Here is a 19405-nt window from a genome sequence, read left to right on the forward strand (position 1 = left end):
GTATAATCAATCGTGTTAACACGTCGAATGTACGGTAGTAAGAGATGTGGGTGAGTTCATGGAACTACTGGACAGCAATGAGAGCAAGAAGAAGATGTGCCAGTATTATAACGAAATCTCGAAGGAACTGTTCGGATTTGGCACCACTCTCCTGAGAGTGACCATTGACCAGAATATTGTGACCTTCTACGCGAAGCACCGACGTTCACCGCGCTCTGACGCCCTGGAAGGGGAGGCCCCCGGCTTAAAGCTGGAAGTGGACTTCCGCATGTCTGTCTTATATAAGAAGAAATTCCGGGAGAAGCTCGAGCAACACATGGGTTTGCCAATTGAAGCTATATTACGGGATTATGATGCGTCCACTCAGTGGGCGATCACAAATGTGATTCTGGAACAGGCCTAGGATGGATCGGCAGGATTGATTCTTGTTGATGTATACAGAGGTTATGGCCCGGATTCATGATCAGGTTCCGTACAATTTCATATGATGGCGTCTGTCTTTGGATTGATTCTGAAGCAGAAACCGATGATGTACCGGCAGCGGGTGTCGCTTTCCTTTGTTTACGAAGAAAAGTGTTCTTGTTTATACAAGAGCACTTTTCTTTTTGTTTTTTCATACACATCACAATATATCAGGGGGAATCAGGATCATGATGAAAAAGTGGATTAGCGGTTTGGCAGCAGTGGCAATGACATCGGTATTACTTGCAGGTTGTGGCAGCAGCACGGATGATGCAACAGGCGGATCAGGCAGTGGGGGAACCGCAGCGAACAAATTGGTTATCTCCACTTGGGGCTTCTCTGAAGATTTCTTCAATGAAGAAGTATTTGGTCCATTCGAAAAAGAACATAATGTAGACATCGTGCTCGAAGTCGGCAATAATGCTGAACGTCTGAACAAAATTCGTCAAGGTACATCAAATGTCGATGTTATCTACCTATCTGATTATTATGCACAACAAGGTATCGATGAAGGTCTGTTTGAGAAAATTGACCGCTCCAAAATTCCTAATGTAAATGACATTTATGATATTGCCAAAGCACCACTTGGTGAAGATTATGGCCCGGCCTACACGGTTGGACAGCTCGGTATCGCTTATAACCCGGATCTTGTATCCAAAGAAGTGACTTCATGGAGTGATCTGTGGGACCCGGCGTTCGAAGGTAACCTGACCATCCCGAATATTACGGCAACAGCAGGCCCAATGGTTGTGGATGCAGCTTCCCGTGTAGCCGGAAACGATACGTTTAATGAAGATGCGGCATTTGCTGAACTGAAAAAACTGAGCGGCAATGTGGTGAAATTCTACAGTCAAACATCCGAATTCGTGAATATGTTCTCCCAAGAAGAGATTGCTGGCGGACCGATCATGGAAATGTATTTCAAAGATCTGAAAGCAGCCGTGCCTAATGCAAAGTTTGTTACACCTAGCGAGGGTGCATATGCCGTGATGAACACAATCAATGTCGTGAAGGGCAGCAAAAACAAAGAGCTGGCTGAAGAGTTCATCAACTGGCAGCTTAGCCAGGATGTACAAGCAAAATCTGCTAAAGCCAAAGTCGATTCCCCGGTTAACACCAAGGTTGAACTGACTGCTGAAGAAGCAGAAGGCGTAACATACGGCGCTGAAGTTGTGGAGAAGCTGAACAAGCTGGATATGGAATTCGTGAATCAACAGGTTAAAGGCTGGACAGATCGCTGGAACCGTGAGATTGCACAATAAAAAGTAACCGACTAAATAGTTATCTTTGATCCTATATAGTTTAACTAAACTTTTTACACGAGAACGGAGAGGGCAGAAATAACGTGAAGAAGCGAAGCGTTCGCCTTTATCCCCGGATTTTCCCCTTGAAGAAGGGATTCAAAAAAATCTGGGGATAACAGCGATCGGAAGGTTATTCTGTCATCGGAGTGGTAAGTGTAAATATTCTTTAGTTCAACTTATCATTTGCAGCAAGCAACCATATCACCGCATAGGAGTTGAGAACGGATGAGTGAAGCGCAAAATCGCATCATTCTGGACGTGGACACGGGGATTGACGATGCACTGGCGATTTTGCTGGCCGTCAAAAGTCGGAAGTTGGACATTCTCGGCATCACCACAGTCTGTGGGAACGTATCACTCCAGCAGGCAACAGAGAATACGTGCAAAATTCTTGAACTCGCGGGTGCACCAACGATCCCGGTCTTTGCCGGAGCAGCTGGACCGCTCACTCGCAAGTCTCATTATGAACACCGGGTACATGGACAGGACGGATTGGGCGGTGCGCTGCCTGATCCGGCCGTGTCTAAGAAAGCCGAGGAAGGTTTTGCGCCAGACTTTATCGTGGAACAAGCCAAGCAATATCCGGGCGAACTGACATTAATCATGACCGCACCCTTAACGAACTTTGCACTCGCGCTGATGAAGTGTCCTGAATTACCTTCTTTATTGAAGGAAGTCATCTTCATGGGTGGTGTTGTTCGCGGACACGGCAATATTACACCAACCGCCGAGTACAACACATACGCTGATCCAGAGGCCGCACGTATCGTACTGCACGCAGGCATTGAGAAGCTTACTCAAGTCGGACTGGATGTGACGCGTCAAACATTGCTGAATGAAGCAACGATTGAGCGTCTCACTGATCCTGCACTGCGCGCATACGTTGCTCAAAGCACGGAGATTTACATCAACCGTTACGAACAAATGAACGGCGTCCGCGCTTGCGCTTTACATGATCCACTAGCCGTAGGCGTAGTCCTTGCCCCGGAACTGGTAGGACGCAAATCGTATTACGTCGATGTCGAAACCGCCAGCCGCCTATGCGATGGTCAGATGGTATGTGACTTCCAAAACCGTTTGGGCGAGCAGCCCAACACCCTCGTCTGCGAAACCGTAGATGCGGAAGCATTCCTTGAACTGTTTATCAACGCATTAAACGCGTAGTTGCTCTGCCCCAATTAGATATTTATACGATTGCGGAGAGTGCAGAACCGATCTGGAGAAGCGAAGCGTTCCCCTTTATCCCCCGATTTTTACCTATGAAAGTGAATCAATAAATCGGGGGATAACAGGGATCGAAGGACGGTACTGCAATCGGAGTATTCAAGTATCAATCTCGAATTAAATTTACAAGTCAGGAGTATCGCGATGAAGAAATCAGTAATCTACTGGCTATTGCTGCCGGGATTCGTGTTTTTGGCGGCATTTATGATCATTCCGATTGTCCTGACGATCGGGTCGACGTTTTTCCAAGAAAACTCCTTCACGTTTGAAGGATACATGCATTTTTTCAGAGACCCATACTTTTTGAAAATATTGCTTACGACGCTGCAAGTCAGCGTGGTCACCACCATCGTCTGTGTGGTGCTCGGATTCCCGACAGCTTATTATATTTCGCAGAAAGCGCCACGCCGCAAAGGCATTTTGCTGGCACTGGCGATCTTCCCACTGCTGACGAGCCCGGTCGTGCGCTCGTTTAGCTGGATGATCATTCTTGGACGCAAAGGGCTGATCAATAACACCCTTGTTGGCCTGGGTATCGTGGACAAGCCGCTGGACATTCTGTACACGCCGGCAGCTATGATGATCGGTCTGACACACCTGTTCCTGCCACTGATGATTATCTCTCTGGTGGGTGTGCTTGAGAACATTGACGGTGACCTGCTCAAAGCAGCACAAAGTCTGGGGGCATCGCGCATTACGGCATTCCGCCGGGTTGTGTTCCCGCTGGCTGTGCCAGGACTTGTGATCGGAGCCGTGCTTGTTTTTGTCGGAAGCCTGACGGCGTATACCACACCTGCCCTCCTTGGAGGTAAGCAGCGAGTGATTGCTACGTTCCTGTATCAAAACGCTATGACCCTCAACGACTGGTATCTGGCCTCGGTTGTTGCCGCGATTATGATTGTAATTACATTTGTCGTGGTCGGTGTCATGAACAAAATGGCCAAAACTTTAAATCCGAAGGGGTAGACATATGCGGGAGAAACATATCGGGCTGGGCCTGTTCAGTCTGCTGGTCTTTATCTTTCTGCTGGGCCCGCTTCTGATCATATCGGTCACTTCGTTTGAACCGGGAACGGTACTCAAATTTCCGCCGGAAGGGTTCTCCTTCCGCTGGTATGAGAATATTTTCAACACAGGCGGTTTCCTCCGCACATTCCAGACGTCCATCATCATTTCCCTGCTGGGGAACCTGTTGGCACTGGTACTCGGAGTACCGGCTGCGTATGCACTCAGTCGTTACGATTTCAAAGGCAAGTCTGTGCTGAACGCACTGTTCCTGTCCCCGGTACTGATCCCGGGAATCGTGCTTGGTTTTACATTGATGAAATACCTGATCGTAATCTACCATCTGCCGATGTACCTCGGATTGTTGATCGGTCATACGATTATCATGCTTCCATTTATCATTCGGGTTATCGCGTCGAGTCTGTCGAGCTTTGACTTTGCAGTGGAAGAAGCTGCGCTGAGTCTTGGTGCGGGACGGGTAAGAACGTTCTTCACGATCGTGCTGCCTAACATCCGCTCAGGAATTATCGCTGCCGTGCTGATTGCCTTCCTGGAGTCCTTCAACAACGTGGACATCTCGGTGTTCATGACCGGACCAGGGGTAAGCACATTACCGATCCAGATGCTGACGTATGTGGAGAATTATTTTGACCCAACGATTGCAGCGATTTCCGTGCTGTTGATGGTACTGACCGGACTATTAATGTTCGTGATCGAACGGATCATGGGCGGATTTTCATACTTTACTAAACGTTAATTGGAGGCGCAGAACGCTATGGCATTGCTGACATTAGACCACGTATCCGTGGCATACGATAAGCAGACAATCCTGAAGGATTTTCAGTTGGAGCTGGAAAAAGGTAAACTGCTCTCCCTGCTCGGACCGAGCGGTTGCGGCAAAACAACTACGCTGCGCCTCATCGCCGGATTTCTGGAAGCATCACAGGGCAAGTTTATGTTCGGCGGCAAGGATTATACGAAGGTTCCGGCGAACAAGCGGAACTTCGGATTTGTATTTCAGAGTTATGCGTTATTCCCGCATCTGTCTGTCTATGACAACGTGGCCTTTGGCCTGCGGATGCGCAAGGTGAAAGACAAGGATATCTCTTCCCGTGTGATGCGAATCCTGGAAGTCGTTAACCTGAATGGATTTGAGAAACGTTTTCCACAAGAACTGTCCGGTGGACAGCGTCAGCGTGTAGCCATTGCTCGTGCATTGGTCATTGAACCTGACCTGCTCTTGTTCGACGAACCGCTCAGTAACCTGGATGCCAACCTGCGCCTCAACATGCGGGTGGAAATTCGCCGGATTCAGCAAGAGCTGGGCATTACAACGTTGTATGTCTCTCATGACCAGGAAGAGTGTTTCTCGATCTCGGATCAGGTAGCGATTATGAACAAAGGCGTGGTTGAGCAGCTCGACCGCCCGGAAACGATTTTCAAATATCCGGCAACGGAGTTTGTAGCACGATTTATCGGGTTCCATAATTTCATTGAATTCGCGGAGCGCAGCGATGCAGGTGAATTAATCACACTGAGCGCAGGTGGACGCACGTTTACAGCAACCGCGCATCCCGGAACAGTACGTCCTGGTGCACGTAAAGGCGCGATTCGCCCGGATGATCTGATTGTCAGTGGAGATACCTCTGCGGATGTGGTGAACGCCTTGCCGGGGATTATCAAGGTCAGCACGTATCTGGGACGCAGTTATCAGTATGTAATCGAGACGGAACTGGGTGACTTTACAGCAAATCAGGAGATGGAAACACCGTACCTTAGTGGGCAGCGTGTTAGCCTGATCTTCCCACAGGACAAGCTTGTATTGGTAGAGTAGTCGTGAATGTAGGGAGTTAGCATCAAGTAATAAGAGCAGCAAAGAAGGCATTTCATGCGATGATTCCGGACGAGGCAGTGGTACGCAATCAAGTACAGTGCATCTGATTAAAGTACAGGTTCATTGTTCAGTCCGGATCGCGGTGAAATGCTTGTGAAGAAGGAGATTATGCCCCATGCGTGCAGATCAACTAATTGTGAATGTACATGTGTATAACAGTTATTATAAACGGTTTGAAATGAACAACGTCGCTGTGTTGGGCGGCAGATTCCTGTATGTTGGACCCGGTGGACCTGAGTTGATTCAGGCAGACGAAGTCATTGATGCGCGGGGAAGATACATGATTCCTGGCTTGATCGATATCCATCTGCATATCGAAAGTACGATGGTGACACCGGAAACCTTTTCTCATGGTCTGATTGGCTGCGGGGTAACATCCATTGTCGCAGAACCGCATGAGATGGCGAATGTGTTCGGGCTGGAAGGTGTGCAGGAGATGATGGCTGTGAGTCGGGACACCACCGTGGATATGTTCTATGCGATCCCAAGTTCCGTTCCGGCAACCCCGATGGAGACAACAGGTGGTTCGATCGAGATTGAAGATATGGACGTGTTGCTCGCGACTGGCGAGATCATCTGTCTGGGCGAGATCATGAACTATGTCGATGTCATCCGTGATCCGGAGTGTAAGACAAACCAGATTTTACAGCATATTCGCAAAAACTATCCCGACCTGGTGATCGAAGGTCATACACCGAAACTGCTTGGACTTGATCTGCATCGACTGATCTACGCTGGCATCGATTCCGACCACACTCATCAGAGCATTGAGGGATTGCAGGCGCGGATTGCGGCAGGTATGTTTATTGAAATTCAGGAGAAATCAATGACCCCGGAAGTCATGGAGTACCTGATTCAACATGATGTGGCGCAGCATTTCTGCTTCGTAACGGATGATGTGATGCCGGATTCACTGGTGGAGCGTGGTCATCTGGATCATATCGTACGGAAGGCAATTCAGATGGGGATGTGTCCGGAAGACGCGATTTATGCAGCAACATCAACCCCTGCTTCCCGGATGAAAATGACCGATCGTGGCAGCGTTGCCCCAGGCAAAGTGGCCGATTATGTGTTGGTATCCAACCTAGAGGAGCTCGCTATTGATCAGGTGTACAAAAACGGCCGCAAAGCTTATGACGATTACGAACCGTATAAGCAGGAGCGCATAACCGGGCAGTTCCCACCTCACTTCTATAAGAGTGTACAGTTGGAGAAGCTGGGCGTAGCAGATTTTGCGATTCAGTTGTCAGACCCAAAAGTCAGTGGATCAGGTGTTGAACTCGCTGGTGAAGGTGAGCACCAATGCCGTGTCATGATGGTGAAGGATGGTTCTACTTTTGTGGAAGAGCATATTGCACCAGTTCAGTCTTCGGATGGCGAATTGTTATGGGAAGAAAGCGGATATGCACAAATCGCTACCTTTGAACGTTATGGCGTGAACGGCAATCGTGCACATGGTCTGATCGGTGGAGACACCATCAAGCGTGGTGCTATTGCAACGACATACTCACACGACAATCACAACCTGCTGGTTGTAGGACGTAATCGTGAAGATATGATATTGGCAGCTAACACAGTGATTTCGAGCCAGGGTGGGTTCTGTGTGGTGGAAGATGGCAAGGTGCTGTCCCATCTGGAACTTCCCGTAGGTGGCATTTTGACGGAAGAACCACTCGCAGTGGTATCCCATCAAGTGAAGGAACTGAGAGCAGCGATGTTGTCTCTTGGGTACGTGCATTACAATCCGATCATGTCGATTAGCACGCACTCCCTTGCGGTAAGTCCCGCGCTGAAGATTACGGACTATGGCCTGATTGATGTGAATGCAGGTGAGGTTGTATCGTTAATTGTTTAAGTTTGATAGACACATCTGGTGATCTGCTTGCGATGATCCCTTAGATTATTCGTTGTTATAACGTTTGTGTGTTTTATAAAAAAAAGAAGCCCCAGTTCACTCAGGTGAGCCGGGGCTTCTTTTTCACGGATTCATATTCGTATTATCATGTTCGTGTAATTATATATAATCCGAACCCCGCTTATTTTAATTTCTCTGGATTTTTCACCTTAATGGAGACCACTTCCCCGCAATCCAAACAAACGGTATATACTCTTTCCGAACCAATTGACAATTTCTTATCCAATGGACGAAGATTGATGAAGTCTGATGCCTGTACGAAAGACGTGCTTCCACAATCGGTGCATTTCTTTACAGAAGTACTCATATTTTCATTCCACCTTTTTATCATTTTGGATGTGCTCTTTAATAAATTATATTCCAGTAACTGGGATGAGGCAATCACTGATTGTCCACGGCTAATATTTGAGCAAGGCTATGTACTCCATTGGAAAAGAGTCCTCCACCATCGTGTCCTACTATTCATCATAAATAGCAGGACACGATGATGTAAGGAACTACTCTTCTATATTTGATCTACCAGGTAAGCCAACCGCTTGTACGTTTATAGTTGTACAGAAGATCATATTGCTCATAGTGCATGAGACGCTTCATTTTGGTTCTATACGGACGATAATCATGTTTACGATTGGGTTTACATTCTTTGTTGTAATGCGTGCTCTTGATTCCTTTACGGTGATCTTTCAGCTTTTCTTTTCTTGGATCAATGAACTTCTTGTTGTGTCTCTGTGCAAAAGCTGTTTCATTTTCCCATGATTGAATCTCTTCCTGTGTGAACATCTTCATCCCCGTTGTACCGGGCTAGATTTTGGCTTGAGTAGCCAGTGCCTTGAGCACAACTAATAGAAGAAGAATTTTGGGTTGAACATCGTCATCACCTCAGATTTAATCATCCTTATTTTAACATATAAAGCCGTCCGATCAATTCTGGTCTAAGCGTTATTATGGGCACTGTTCTGGAGTAGAGATGATCACGCAACAAATCCCTTTTGGACGATGCATAGGAATACATATATAGTAGTAAGAAAAGAGTGTTTGGACGCAAAAGCAGGAGGATAGACAACCATTATGAATGAAATAAATAATGCTAAAACGATATTTTTCGACGTAGATGATACGTTATATGATCACTTGCAGCCACTTCGTGGCGCGTTGCAGGACGTTCTCGGCCTGCCCGATGAGTTCCCTTATGCTGAGGCCTATCATCGTTTTCGTTATTATAGTGACTGGCTGTCTGCACAAGAAGATCTGTCCGCTGTACCAGAAACGGATGGAGTAGAGCGAATGCGCCGTCGGAGGTTTGAGTTGACGATGGAGGAATTTGGACTACCCCTACAATCGGGACAGGCTGAAAAACTGCAAGCACAGTATATGAGCAGACAGTTCGAGATTGTACCTTTTGAAGGAGCGTATGAGTTAATCAGAAGGCTTCAGGCAGAAGGCCATACCGTTGGTCTAATCACCAATGGAGAAGGAGAGCATCAGCTCCGCAAGCTTGAAGCACTGGATGTGCTCAGTCTCGTGGACGAGCATCTGGTCTTTATCTCCGGTACGACTGGTTATGCGAAGCCGGATCGAAGGTTGTTCGAATATGTGAGTAAGCAATCCGGGACAGATGCCCGATCCAGCTATTACATCGGCGACTCGTGGCGTAATGATGTGGTAGGTGCAGTGGATGCAGGTTGGACAGTCATCTGGTTTAACCATCGGGAGGCGCTGCCGGAGTCCGATCATCAACCTCATTTTGTAGCATCAAGCTATGAAGAGATCAGTCGCATCCTGACTTTTGAGTTTGTTAAGCAATAAAATTGTACAGGTGGGTTCATGCAGTCCTATCATCTCACGGAGATGAAGGGCTGTTTTTGCGTTATTTGCACTGTGAGAATATTCGCAGTATGTGAGCGTAATTAAAGGTATAAATAAAAAGTGGGATCTGGTGCAAGCAGTACTACAGATCCTCATTAATCAGCCGTGTGGCCAGTGAACTCCACTTTTTATAATGATATAGGATGAAGCTCAGCTTCATGGAATCTTCATGCACAAGACAGGGCAAAATCCTTCCCAAATAGTATATGCAGTGTTATAATTAAAACAAGATTTAGATTAAGTCTAAATTAAAAGAAGCGAATCAAAGCAATCCATTATAAAATTCAAATTCTATTTTTATATTCGAGAGGGGATAAATTCCATGAGCACAATCCAAACTAGAAACAACACTTTTGCTAACAATGCCACAGCACTTCAAGAGGTTTTGAACCGTCAGATCGCAGGTTGGTCCGTATTGTACACGAAACTGCATAACTTCCACTGGTATGTCCAAGGACCACATTTCTTCACACTGCATGCCAAATTCGAAGAACTGTACAATTTGGCTACGGCAAATATGGACGAAGTTGCAGAACGTTTGCTTGCTATTGGTGGACGTCCGGTGGCTACGATGACTGAACAGCTGCGTCTCTCTCCGATTGAAGAGGCACAAGGCCGGTTGTCTGCTGAACGTATGGTAGAGTCGGTGGTTGCTGATTTGCACACGATGGTGGAAGTGATTCGTCAAGGCATTCACGAAGCAGGAGAAGCGGAAGATAATGCAACAGAAGATATGCTGATTGGATTCACCGCTGCCCTGGATAAAGAGGTCTGGATGTTAACCGCATTTCTGGGCAAATAAGCAAAGTCACCCTACATCCTGACAACGATATGTAGAGTCCGTGAACAAAGTGTCCGTTCGCTTACAAATCCGGTGCGCTTGCCGTATAATGATGGCATTCAAGATGTACAGAATGGTGGAATGAACAATGCGGTCAGACCTGGAACAATTGCAGGAAGAAGCTGAACGGTTTATATATACATGTTATGAAGAGCTGGGCCATTCGCGTGAAGACGCAGAGGCCCGGCTTGTTGCCGTTATGGGAGAGATCGAAGTAACCGGTACTTATGTGCATACCACTGAGGAATTGGAGCAGGGTTGTAAAATGGCATGGCGAAACAGCAACCGCTGCATCGGGCGGCTGTTCTGGGATAAACTTCGCATCGTGGACGCCCGTCATGCTGATACGGCAGGAACGGCAGCGGAAGCTGTGCTGAATCATATCCATGTAGCATCCAACGGTGGCAAAGTAATTCCGATGATTACCATCCTTCCACCGGCTGGGCCGAATGGAACTCCGGTACGCCTCTGGAATCATCAGCTTATTCGTTATGCGGGATATGAGACAGAGCAAGGTATTATCGGAGATCCTGCTTCGGTGGAGCTGACCAAGGCGGCGATGTCACTTGGCTGGCAAGGGGCAGGTAGCCCCTATGATGTGTTACCGCTCATTATTCAGGGACAAGGACAAGCCCCAGAGTGGTATGTTGTGCCAGAAGAAGAGATTGTGGAAGTTCTTATTGAACATCCGGAGCAAGTGGAAATTGCCGAGCTGGGCATGCGCTGGTACGGTGTGCCGATGATTGCTGATATGCGACTGGAGATTGGCGGTATATCTTATCCAGCAGCACCATTCAATGGTTGGTATATGGGTACCGAGATCGGCGCCCGTAATCTGGCGGATACGTTCCGGTATAACAAACTGCCTGCGGTGGCGGCAGCATTTGGATTGAATACGTCGAGTGAAACGACATTGTGGAAGGACCGGGCGTTGGTGGAGCTGAATGTGGCTGTGCTGTATTCGTTCAAAAAAGCAGGCGTGAGCATTGTGGATCACCACACAGCAGCAGCGCAGTTCGATTTATTTGAACAGCGGGAAGAGAAGGCTGGGCGTGAACTGACCGGAGATTGGGTGTGGCTGATTCCGCCAGTGTCCCCGGCGACAACACATATTTTCCACAGCTCCTATCGTAATGAGATCGTGAAGCCGAACTTTTTCCGTCAGGATCAGGCGTATACCCTGAAAGATGGCGTGGCATCTGCCGCAGAACTGCGAAGCAGTGAGCAGCAGAATGCACAGGTAGAGAATCACCAGCCGCAGGCCGGAGATGCACCAATGAAATGCCCGTTTGCACACTAAATTGTGCAGACGGGTTATTTTTTGTGATCCATTTTTATCAAACGAAGAACTACCCCTCTTTCAATCGATATCGACTGCGCATCGCGGCCTGAACTACAATGGCAGCAGCAATCAGCACCAGATTGAACATAAACACAGAGTAAAGCGATCCAACTTCCGTAAGCAACGCAGCAACCAGTGGAGAAACGATGGAGCCGATCTCGGCCGCAGAGACAATTTTGCCTATGACAGAACTTCGATTCTCGTCCGGGACATGATCACCAATATGAGCAAAGAACGAATCCATGTAACATGCACCGCCAACCCCGCCAATCAGCATGCCAACGTAGACCCATAGATGAGAGGACGTGCTTAGAAATACAACAACTTCGATTCCAATCAGGAACATGCCAAGCATGCAGAGCAGCAGACGATCGCCCATCCGGTCAGAGAGATAACCAACAAAGGGAGCAGCGGCAAGCGTAGAAATCCCGGAGACGGTGAAGGCGAGACTGGTGGCAAACGGGTCCCAATGCATGATGTGAGCTGCATACAGTGCAAAATAGGTGAGAAATACGGCATAGGCGCTCATCTCCAGAAAATGTACCGTACCGTAGCCAACAAGCTGTTGCCGCCTGGTGAACCCTGTGTATGGGCCAGTTGTTGTTGATTCGGGAGCTTGGTTGGATTGGGAGGTTAAGGAGGTATCCGCAGCTTGCGTATGCAGTGCATCAGATGTTGTTGAAGGTAAAGGAGGGGTGTCATCCGTGTGGAGCACCGGGTGTGCTGAGTTGACCAGAGGTTCCTGCTTAACAACACCCGAAGGATCTTCTAATAGATGATCACTTAACGTATCACCGGATTTAAGATTAGCTCTAGCTTGTGCCGTTGTCTTCATCCCCATCGCAGCGACCACGGCCATCAGACAACATACGGTAACGAGTAAAAAAGGCACCGACAATGGCCAGTGCAGCGCGAGCCAGCCACTTATGACCGGACCGAGCACCATGCCGCCGCCCTCACTACTGCTGATATATCCATTGTACAGGCCGCGGTTGTCTACATTACCCTCATCTCCGATGATGGAACGTACGACCACGGTAAGGCCCGTGGAAGCGAGCCCCTGTAGAAGTCGGAGCAGGCCGAATAACACCGCAGCAGTAGACAGCGCGAAGCCGCCCATACAGCCAGCCAGCAGGATCAGCATCAGGATGAGAGCCTTTTTACCACCTAGTTTCTTATAAATTGCCGCTGCTGGAACGCCACCAATTACTTTCCCCACATAAAAGAGTGCAAAAATAACCCCCATCATCCAGCCGGACAGGCCGAATTCCTCAATAAACAAAGGAAATAGGGGCAGGATCATGAATCCGCCCATCTGACTTAAGAAACAAATGGTCATCAGCAAAGGCAGGTTACGACGAATATCCAAGAGCCAAGACTCCTCTCACACATAAAATGGAATCCTAAAATCCTTCATTTACTCCATATGGGTACGTATTATCGACATTACCCGTAATGTATGCAGAATTTTTGAAAATAAGAAGAAATGACACGCGGCGTTTACATCAAAACCATTGCGGATATACCTGAATCATATATAATAGATGGGTTATCTATAAGGATGCATGAACGAAAAGTGTACAGACTTAAGAGGTACCTCAAGTATAAGGGGGCGATGTGAAGCATGTCAGAACAACAACCGATTATCCGCTTCGAAGCGGTGACTCAGCAATACGACCAGGATGAAGCCGTATTGAAGGCGGTCAGCTTTGAGATTGAGCGGGGTAAATTTTATACGCTTCTTGGCCCATCGGGCTGCGGGAAAACAACGATATTGCGGCTGATTGCCGGTTTTGCGGAGCCGACACAGGGCAGTATTTATTTTAACGGTGCGCTCATCAACCGAGTGCCTGCCCACCAGCGGCAGGTGAATACCGTATTTCAGGATTATGCGTTATTTCCACATTTGAATGTATTTGAGAACGTAGCCTTTGGTTTGCGAATCAAAAAGATGAAAACGGCTGAAATTCGCAGCAAAGTGTTGGAAGCCCTCAAATTCGTCAATCTATCCGGGTATGAAAACCGGGAAATTGGCGAAATGTCCGGCGGACAACGACAACGTGTCGCGATTGCACGCGCGATTGTGAACGAACCTGAAATTCTGCTACTGGACGAGCCGCTTTCGGCACTTGATCTGAAATTACGGACCGAAATGCAGTACGAGCTACGGGAGCTGCAACAGCGACTGGGCATCACGTTTATCTTTGTTACGCATGATCAGGAAGAAGCCTTGGCGATGTCCGACGAGATTTTTGTCCTGAATGGCGGCGTGATTCAACAGAGCGGTACACCGAATGATATCTATGATGAGCCGATTAACCGCTTTGTAGCAGACTTTATCGGGGAATCGAACATTGTATCGGGCAAAATGAAGCAGGACTTTGTGGTGGAATTCGCTGGCGCACAGCACGAGTGTGTCGATCAGGGTCTCCAGCGGGACGAGCCGGTAGAGATTGTCATTCGCCCAGAGGATCTGGAGATTACAACCGAAGACCAAGGCAAACTCAAGGTCAATGTGGATTCCCAGTTATTCCGCGGGGTGCATTACGAGATATCCACGTACGACGATGCGGGCAATGAGTGGCTTGTTCATTCAACCAAGAAAGCCGTTGTCGGCGCACGGATTGGACTGTATTTTGACCCGGAAGCAGTACACGTCATGCGCTTTAACGAGACCGAAGAAGAGTTTGACAAACGACTCGAAGCCTACCAAGAGGCCGCTCATGCAGACTAAGGCCAGCACACGCAATGCGTATCTGATTCCATATGTATTATGGATGGTGTTGTTTGTTGTGGCGCCGGTTCTGCTGGTCATCTATTATTCGTTCTTCGATGTGGAGGGTAACTTCACGTTTGGCAACTACGCCAGATTCTTCACACCGGTGTACTTGCAGATGACGCTCAGTTCGTTCTGGTATGCATTTCTGATTACGGCGTTCTCACTGCTGATCTCGTATCCAACGGCGTATATGCTGACCCGGACGAAGCACAAGCAGCTATGGTTGCTGCTGATCATTCTGCCAAGCTGGATCAATCTTTTGCTAAAAGCGTACGCCTTCATCGGCCTGTTCGGAACGTACGGTCTGACCAACTCCCTGCTTGAAGTGGTGGGTATTGGTACACAGCAGATTTTGTTCACCGATTTCAGCTTTATTTTTGTCTCGGTGTACATCTTCATTCCATTCATGATCCTGCCCATCTTCAATGCGCTGGAAGAGATGAATCCATCGTTGATCTATGCGGCGCGCGATCTGGGAGCCTCATCGTGGCTGACATTCCGCCGGGTTATCTTTCCACTGACGATTAGTGGAGTGAAATCAGGCTGTCAGGCTGTATTTATTCCTGCGCTGTCTCTGTTCATGATTACCCGCCTCATTGCGGGGAACCGTGTAATTACGCTGGGAACAGCGATTGAACAGCATTTTCTCGTCACCCAGGACTGGGGGATGGGTTCAACGATTGCCGTCTTTTTGATTATTGCGATGGCGATTATTATGTTCCTGACTGGATCAGGCAAGAAGGAGGTGCGTAATGGGAAGAAACGGAAAGCTGTCTAACGTCTATCTAGCCGTTGTATTCGCCATATTGTACGCACCGATTGCGTATCTGATCTTCTATTCCTTCAATAGTGGCGGCCACATGCGCAGCTTCGAAGGATTCACGCTTGAATGGTACAAAGAGGTGTTCGCTGATACTCGGCTGCTCATCATTGTGCTGAATACATTTATCATTGCGCTCCTGTCATCAGCGATCTCGACGATCCTTGGTGTAGCAGGAGCACTGGCGATCTACCATGTGCGTCGCAAACGGACCAAGAACACGCTACTGTCACTCAATAACGTGCTCATCGTTAGTCCGGATGTCATCATTGGTGCATCGTTCCTGATTCTGTTCACCATGATTGGTATCAAACTGGGCTTCACTTCGGTTCTGCTGTCTCATATTGCATTCAGCGTACCAATTGTCGTGATCATGGTACTGCCGAAGCTGCAGGAGATGAGTCCAACTCTGATGGACGCGGCACGCGATCTGGGTGCTGGTTCATGGCAGATTCTGACGCGTGTGGTGTTGCCATACGTGAAACCGGGTATTTTTGCCGGATTCTTCATGGCATTGACGTACTCGCTCGATGATTTTGCAGTAACATTCTTCGTCACGGGTAATGGATACTCCACACTCTCGGTAGAGATATACTCCAGAGCAAGGCAGGGCGTTTCGTTGTCCATCAATGCTCTGTCCACCCTATTGTTCCTGCTGACCGTGTTGCTAGTTGTTGGATATTACTTCATTAACCGCCGTGCAACACGGATACCTCCCGGAGGAAAGGGGCTGCGACCATGAAGCAACTGGTACGGACATTTGCGCTTGTTTTTGTCGCCGCGTTTGCCCTGATGATCCTGGCTTCGTATCTGAATAAGAGTCAGGGGTATTCTGGCGGAAACACGCTGACCATCTATAACTGGGGCGATTATATCGACCCCGATCTGCTCAAGGAGTTTGAGGACGAGACAGGCATTAAGGTTATCTATCAGACGTTTGATTCCAATGAAGCGATGCTGACCAAGATTGAGCAGGGGGGAACCACATTTGATGTGGCAATTCCTTCTGAATATGCGATTAGCAAAATGAAAGAGGAAGACCTACTCGTTCCACTCGATCATAGCAAATTGACCCACCTGGATAACATTGATCCGCGGTTCATGGACTTGTCCTTTGATGAAGGCAACAAGTACTCCATCCCTTATTTCTGGGGAACGGTGGGGGTTGTGTACAATCCCGAACTGGTGGATGGATTGACGTTTGATAGCTGGAACGACCTGTGGGACCCGCGTCTGAAAAACCAAATCCTGCTCCTTGATGGCGCACGCGAAGTCATTGGGATGGGATTAAACAGTCTTGGGTATTCTCTGAATGATACCAACGAAGACCATTTGCAAGAAGCGCTGAAGAAGCTGTCTACACTGACGCCAAACGTCAGAGCAATTGTCGGAGACGAGATCAAGATGCTGCTTGCGAACGAGGAGGCAGCGGTTGGACTCGTGTGGTCTGGGGATGCATCCGAGATTATGGATGAGAACGACAAGCTGGATTACATGGTGCCAGAAGAAGGCTCGAACCTCTGGTTCGATAACATGGTTATTCCGAAGACAGCGAGTAATATTGAAGGGGCTCACCAGTTTATCAACTTCATGCTGGACCCGGATCATGCCGCTCGCAATGCGGAGTATGTCGGGTATTCCACACCAAACGCCGAGGCACTTAAGCTGCTGCCAGAGGACATTTCGGAGGATGAGCGCTTCTATCCGGACGAGACACTGACAGGTAAGCTGGAGGTCTACGATAATCTGGGTAAAAAAATGCTCTCGCATTATAACGACCTGTTCCTGGAGTTTAAAATGCACAGTAAATAACCGCCAATAGGGTGTGCACAGTTCGTTAGATCTGAAAAAAATAAAGGGGTGCTGCTCGTCATTTCATTTGAATGACAAGCAGCATCCCTTTTTATTACCTGCTTCAAAGCAAAAGCGCTTGAAGTGCCATATAAGATGAACATTTAAGATCAAACGTTAACGGAGGGGACAGAACAAACGAAGGAAGCGAAGCGGTCGCCTTTATCAACGGATTTTCCCATTGCTAGATGGGATTCAAAAAAATCCGGGGATAACAGCGATCCGAAGTTGTGCTGTCACCGCAGTGACTCAGTTAATCGCACCCCATTCATCTTATATAATTGCCACTACATGCGTTTTTTGCGACCCACCATGATCCATGCCCCACCCATAATCAGCACAATCGCCACGAACGGTTGGATAAAGCTCAAGCTGCTCAGCATCGAGCCAATCGACATCACAGCGAAGAACAGCAGCGATATAACTGTTAGAATGTTGATGGGGATCAGCAACCATTTGTTCCGACCACCAAACCAATACAATTCGAACAAACCAACAGCTACAGCCAGAATGAAGCCCGGCCACATTGTACTCCAGTTGTTGAACAACATGGCGATCTGACAGACGATACCGACGGTGAGTAGCAGTCCACCAGGAACCAGCAGTCCAACCCCTCTGCCAATCATGGAGAAGTACAGCCAGTGGAAGAACAGCCCGAGCGGAATCACGAACAACGTGGGCCAGAATGTAGCGAAGATTGTACCCGGACCGAGTGAACCTCCCTGGTTCAGAATCAGGTACACGCCCAGCAAAATGAGAACAGGCGCAAGGATCGTACGTTTAGCCATAATATCTCTCCTTCTTAATACAAGATCAATTTTCCGAACAGTTGTATGTAGAGCAATTACTTTCGTTATTCACAGCATACCATGAACTGGAAAACTCTATCCTCCGTCTTTGGAGTTAAAATGAACCTAGACCAAAGTCTAGGTTCGAAAGATACTCAGTCGTTTTTTCATGCAAACAATCTGTGCCAAACGGTGGTGAACAAGTTACACAGAAAAATGTGATTTAGGCTTGCATGTTGCAAGAGAGAATTATCATTGCTTTCGTAGCAGATGCTCCCAGTTTGTAGGGAATCCCAAAAGGGATATATCAACTATAGTGTAAGCTTCGATTAATGAGGATAGCTCAGTCACCCAACTATCCCAGATTGTTCTATCCTTTATCAGGTACTTCGCATTGTAGATAGCTCCAAAAAGAAAGGCTTTGTCTAAGCCTAATAATTCATCATTTCGTGTGTATCTTATGGTAACAGGGATTCTATAATTAAAAAGTCTGCTGTAGTGAGCACATCTATTCCTAAAAACAGTTAAGACGTGGAACCAGTTCTCAAGTTCCCTATAACTTATGTTTCGAGAAGGGTAGTATTCTCGATCAATAGATTTTTTGTCAGACGTTTTTAAATTTTTATAGAGTGAGGACATCATAGAAATTGTACTAACTTCAAAGGCCGCCCAGATAGGATATCTATCTTGGTAATTCTCTCTATGATGAGCAATAAGCACTTCTTTGTGCTGTTTTTGAATGCATTTTTGCAAATCCTCCATAAAGCGTTGGTGAAATTGAATTTTAGAAAAATTAGCGGCATTCGTATATCCAAGAGCACCATACTTGTGGGCGAGCTTGTATGAAATTTGTGATCTTAAGGCAATCTCGATGTACTCGACAATCTTCATAAAGTGATTTCTAAGGGCTGCATCAAACAAATAATGCTTATACACTTTGTTGAAAGTCGTTCCTTCAATGTAGTTGTCCGAGGTATCCTGTTTAAAAGTTAAGGCATATGCAGTAAACCTGTAATAGTGAATGCGTTTCAGGATTGTAATTGCTTCTACATCATTTTCAATTGTCATTTTTCGGTTTTTAAACTTTTCGAGCTGTTCTTCATATGTAGTAGGCGCTTTCATTTCACGTAGCTGAACATCATCTGGCAAGGAAAATACCCCCATAACGCAAAAATGTCTCGCCCTGTTCCACATGCATAAGCAGAGGTGCGGGCGAGATCTGTTATTAATAATATACGATTCGTTGACTGTTTAGTCAACAGTTAAACTTAAATTGAGCAACTACTGAATGGTAAAGCTGAGTCATCCAAAACG

General features: G+C 47.4%; 19 protein-coding genes. 14 read left to right on the plus strand and 5 right to left on the minus strand.

Translation table 11 applies throughout. The features are described from left to right. The first annotated feature begins 58 nt into the window (after positions 1–58). From MKY28_RS28125 to MKY28_RS28155, 7 genes are all read left to right on the plus strand, one after another. Positions 59–403 carry a Na-translocating system protein MpsC family protein gene (locus tag MKY28_RS28125; RefSeq protein ID WP_017691786.1) on the plus strand — a complete coding sequence of 115 codons (345 nt, stop codon included), beginning with the start codon at positions 59–61 and terminating at the stop codon, positions 401–403. 250 nt (positions 404–653) lie between these two features. Further along, complete coding sequence (locus tag MKY28_RS28130; RefSeq protein ID WP_036613093.1) at positions 654–1724, plus strand: ABC transporter substrate-binding protein; 1071 nt, start codon at positions 654–656, stop codon at positions 1722–1724. Between the two features lie 267 nt (positions 1725–1991). Then, a complete protein-coding gene (locus MKY28_RS28135; protein ID WP_340937604.1) occupies positions 1992–2930 on the plus strand; it encodes a nucleoside hydrolase in 939 nt (312 codons plus the stop codon). Between the two features lie 204 nt (positions 2931–3134). Then, positions 3135–3956, plus strand: coding sequence for an ABC transporter permease (locus MKY28_RS28140; protein ID WP_036612869.1), 822 nt, complete (start codon positions 3135–3137; stop codon positions 3954–3956). Positions 3957–3960: 4 nt separating this feature from the next. Next, the gene (locus tag MKY28_RS28145) at positions 3961–4752 is read left to right on the plus strand and encodes an ABC transporter permease (RefSeq protein ID WP_017691790.1); all 792 of its coding nucleotides are present in this window, start codon (positions 3961–3963) and stop codon (positions 4750–4752) included. An 18-nt stretch (positions 4753–4770) separates the two neighbouring features. Continuing rightward, a complete protein-coding gene (locus tag MKY28_RS28150) occupies positions 4771–5829 on the plus strand; it encodes an ABC transporter ATP-binding protein (RefSeq protein ID WP_340937605.1) in 1059 nt (352 codons plus the stop codon). Between the two features lie 175 nt (positions 5830–6004). Continuing rightward, a complete protein-coding gene (locus MKY28_RS28155; RefSeq protein WP_340937606.1) occupies positions 6005–7744 on the plus strand; it encodes an adenine deaminase C-terminal domain-containing protein in 1740 nt (579 codons plus the stop codon). A 181-nt stretch (positions 7745–7925) separates the two neighbouring features. Here the strand turns inward: MKY28_RS28155 and MKY28_RS28160 are convergent, their stop codons facing one another. Then, positions 7926–8111: a hypothetical protein gene (locus tag MKY28_RS28160; protein WP_076332428.1), complete on the minus strand. Its 186-nt coding sequence runs from the start codon at positions 8109–8111 to the stop codon at positions 7926–7928. Between the two features lie 209 nt (positions 8112–8320). Then, on the minus strand, positions 8321–8584 hold the full coding sequence (locus MKY28_RS28165; RefSeq protein ID WP_340937607.1) for a hypothetical protein: 264 nt from the start codon (positions 8582–8584) through the stop codon (positions 8321–8323). A 288-nt stretch (positions 8585–8872) separates the two neighbouring features. Here MKY28_RS28165 and MKY28_RS28170 point away from each other — a divergent pair, with 288 nt between their 5' ends. The 3 genes from MKY28_RS28170 to MKY28_RS28180 all read left to right on the plus strand — a co-directional run bounded on the left by MKY28_RS28170 (position 8873) and on the right by MKY28_RS28180 (position 11811). Beyond that, positions 8873–9610, plus strand: coding sequence for an HAD family hydrolase (locus tag MKY28_RS28170; RefSeq protein ID WP_340937608.1), 738 nt, complete (start codon positions 8873–8875; stop codon positions 9608–9610). 382 nt (positions 9611–9992) lie between these two features. Continuing rightward, the gene (locus MKY28_RS28175) at positions 9993–10472 is read left to right on the plus strand and encodes a Dps family protein (protein WP_179088680.1); all 480 of its coding nucleotides are present in this window, start codon (positions 9993–9995) and stop codon (positions 10470–10472) included. 127 nt (positions 10473–10599) lie between these two features. Continuing rightward, positions 10600–11811 carry a nitric oxide synthase oxygenase gene (locus MKY28_RS28180; RefSeq protein WP_340937609.1) on the plus strand — a complete coding sequence of 404 codons (1212 nt, stop codon included), beginning with the start codon at positions 10600–10602 and terminating at the stop codon, positions 11809–11811. Positions 11812–11860: 49 nt separating this feature from the next. Here the strand turns inward: MKY28_RS28180 and MKY28_RS28185 are convergent, their stop codons facing one another. Then, positions 11861–13222, minus strand: a complete 1362-nt coding sequence (locus MKY28_RS28185; protein WP_340937610.1) for an MFS transporter — start codon at positions 13220–13222, stop codon at positions 11861–11863. 255 nt (positions 13223–13477) lie between these two features. Here MKY28_RS28185 and MKY28_RS28190 point away from each other — a divergent pair, with 255 nt between their 5' ends. Genes MKY28_RS28190 through MKY28_RS28205 form a run of 4 tightly spaced genes read left to right on the plus strand, consistent with a single transcriptional unit; the run spans position 13478 to position 17264 of the window. Beyond that, positions 13478–14587: an ABC transporter ATP-binding protein gene (locus MKY28_RS28190; protein ID WP_036612848.1), complete on the plus strand. Its 1110-nt coding sequence runs from the start codon at positions 13478–13480 to the stop codon at positions 14585–14587. Next, a complete protein-coding gene (locus tag MKY28_RS28195) occupies positions 14577–15410 on the plus strand; it encodes an ABC transporter permease (protein ID WP_017691799.1) in 834 nt (277 codons plus the stop codon). Before MKY28_RS28190 ends, MKY28_RS28195 begins: the two co-directional genes overlap by 11 nt. Next, complete coding sequence (locus MKY28_RS28200; RefSeq protein WP_036612847.1) at positions 15385–16194, plus strand: ABC transporter permease; 810 nt, start codon at positions 15385–15387, stop codon at positions 16192–16194. The genes MKY28_RS28195 and MKY28_RS28200 overlap by 26 nt, the downstream gene beginning before the upstream one ends. Next, positions 16191–17264, plus strand: coding sequence for an ABC transporter substrate-binding protein (locus tag MKY28_RS28205; RefSeq protein WP_074092622.1), 1074 nt, complete (start codon positions 16191–16193; stop codon positions 17262–17264). The genes MKY28_RS28200 and MKY28_RS28205 overlap by 4 nt, the downstream gene beginning before the upstream one ends. A gap of 326 nt (positions 17265–17590) precedes the next feature. On the opposite strand, the gene MKY28_RS28210 is transcribed toward MKY28_RS28205, so the two are convergent. Together MKY28_RS28210 and MKY28_RS28215 are read right to left on the minus strand one after the other, a co-directional pair. Continuing rightward, on the minus strand, positions 17591–18091 hold the full coding sequence (locus tag MKY28_RS28210) for a hypothetical protein (RefSeq protein WP_253503891.1): 501 nt from the start codon (positions 18089–18091) through the stop codon (positions 17591–17593). A 252-nt stretch (positions 18092–18343) separates the two neighbouring features. Further along, positions 18344–19240, minus strand: coding sequence for an Abi family protein (locus MKY28_RS28215; RefSeq protein WP_179086526.1), 897 nt, complete (start codon positions 19238–19240; stop codon positions 18344–18346). Positions 19241–19405: the final 165 nt, after the last annotated feature.

Origin of the sequence: Paenibacillus sp. FSL R5-0473 (assembly GCF_038004565.1) — a bacterium.
GTDB classification, from domain to species: Bacteria; Bacillota; Bacilli; order Paenibacillales; family Paenibacillaceae; genus Paenibacillus; species Paenibacillus amylolyticus.

Bases quoted from the DNA above. Each gene is read 5' to 3' on its own strand.
- MKY28_RS28125 (WP_017691786.1), top strand. From the start codon at position 59: ATGGAACTACTGGACAGCAATGAGAGCAAGAAGAAGATGTGCCAGTAT.
- MKY28_RS28130 (WP_036613093.1), top strand. From the start codon at position 654: ATGAAAAAGTGGATTAGCGGTTTGGCAGCAGTGGCAATGACATCGGTA.
- MKY28_RS28135 (WP_340937604.1), top strand. From the start codon at position 1,992: ATGAGTGAAGCGCAAAATCGCATCATTCTGGACGTGGACACGGGGATT.
- MKY28_RS28140 (WP_036612869.1), top strand. From the start codon at position 3,135: ATGAAGAAATCAGTAATCTACTGGCTATTGCTGCCGGGATTCGTGTTT.
- MKY28_RS28145 (WP_017691790.1), top strand. From the start codon at position 3,961: ATGCGGGAGAAACATATCGGGCTGGGCCTGTTCAGTCTGCTGGTCTTT.
- MKY28_RS28150 (WP_340937605.1), top strand. From the start codon at position 4,771: ATGGCATTGCTGACATTAGACCACGTATCCGTGGCATACGATAAGCAG.
- MKY28_RS28155 (WP_340937606.1), top strand. From the start codon at position 6,005: ATGCGTGCAGATCAACTAATTGTGAATGTACATGTGTATAACAGTTAT.
- MKY28_RS28160 (WP_076332428.1), bottom strand. From the start codon at position 8,111: ATGAGTACTTCTGTAAAGAAATGCACCGATTGTGGAAGCACGTCTTTC.
- MKY28_RS28165 (WP_340937607.1), bottom strand. From the start codon at position 8,584: ATGTTCACACAGGAAGAGATTCAATCATGGGAAAATGAAACAGCTTTT.
- MKY28_RS28170 (WP_340937608.1), top strand. From the start codon at position 8,873: ATGAATGAAATAAATAATGCTAAAACGATATTTTTCGACGTAGATGAT.
- MKY28_RS28175 (WP_179088680.1), top strand. From the start codon at position 9,993: ATGAGCACAATCCAAACTAGAAACAACACTTTTGCTAACAATGCCACA.
- MKY28_RS28180 (WP_340937609.1), top strand. From the start codon at position 10,600: ATGCGGTCAGACCTGGAACAATTGCAGGAAGAAGCTGAACGGTTTATA.
- MKY28_RS28190 (WP_036612848.1), top strand. From the start codon at position 13,478: ATGTCAGAACAACAACCGATTATCCGCTTCGAAGCGGTGACTCAGCAA.
- MKY28_RS28195 (WP_017691799.1), top strand. From the start codon at position 14,577: ATGCAGACTAAGGCCAGCACACGCAATGCGTATCTGATTCCATATGTA.
- MKY28_RS28200 (WP_036612847.1), top strand. From the start codon at position 15,385: ATGGGAAGAAACGGAAAGCTGTCTAACGTCTATCTAGCCGTTGTATTC.
- MKY28_RS28205 (WP_074092622.1), top strand. From the start codon at position 16,191: ATGAAGCAACTGGTACGGACATTTGCGCTTGTTTTTGTCGCCGCGTTT.
- MKY28_RS28210 (WP_253503891.1), bottom strand. From the start codon at position 18,091: ATGGCTAAACGTACGATCCTTGCGCCTGTTCTCATTTTGCTGGGCGTG.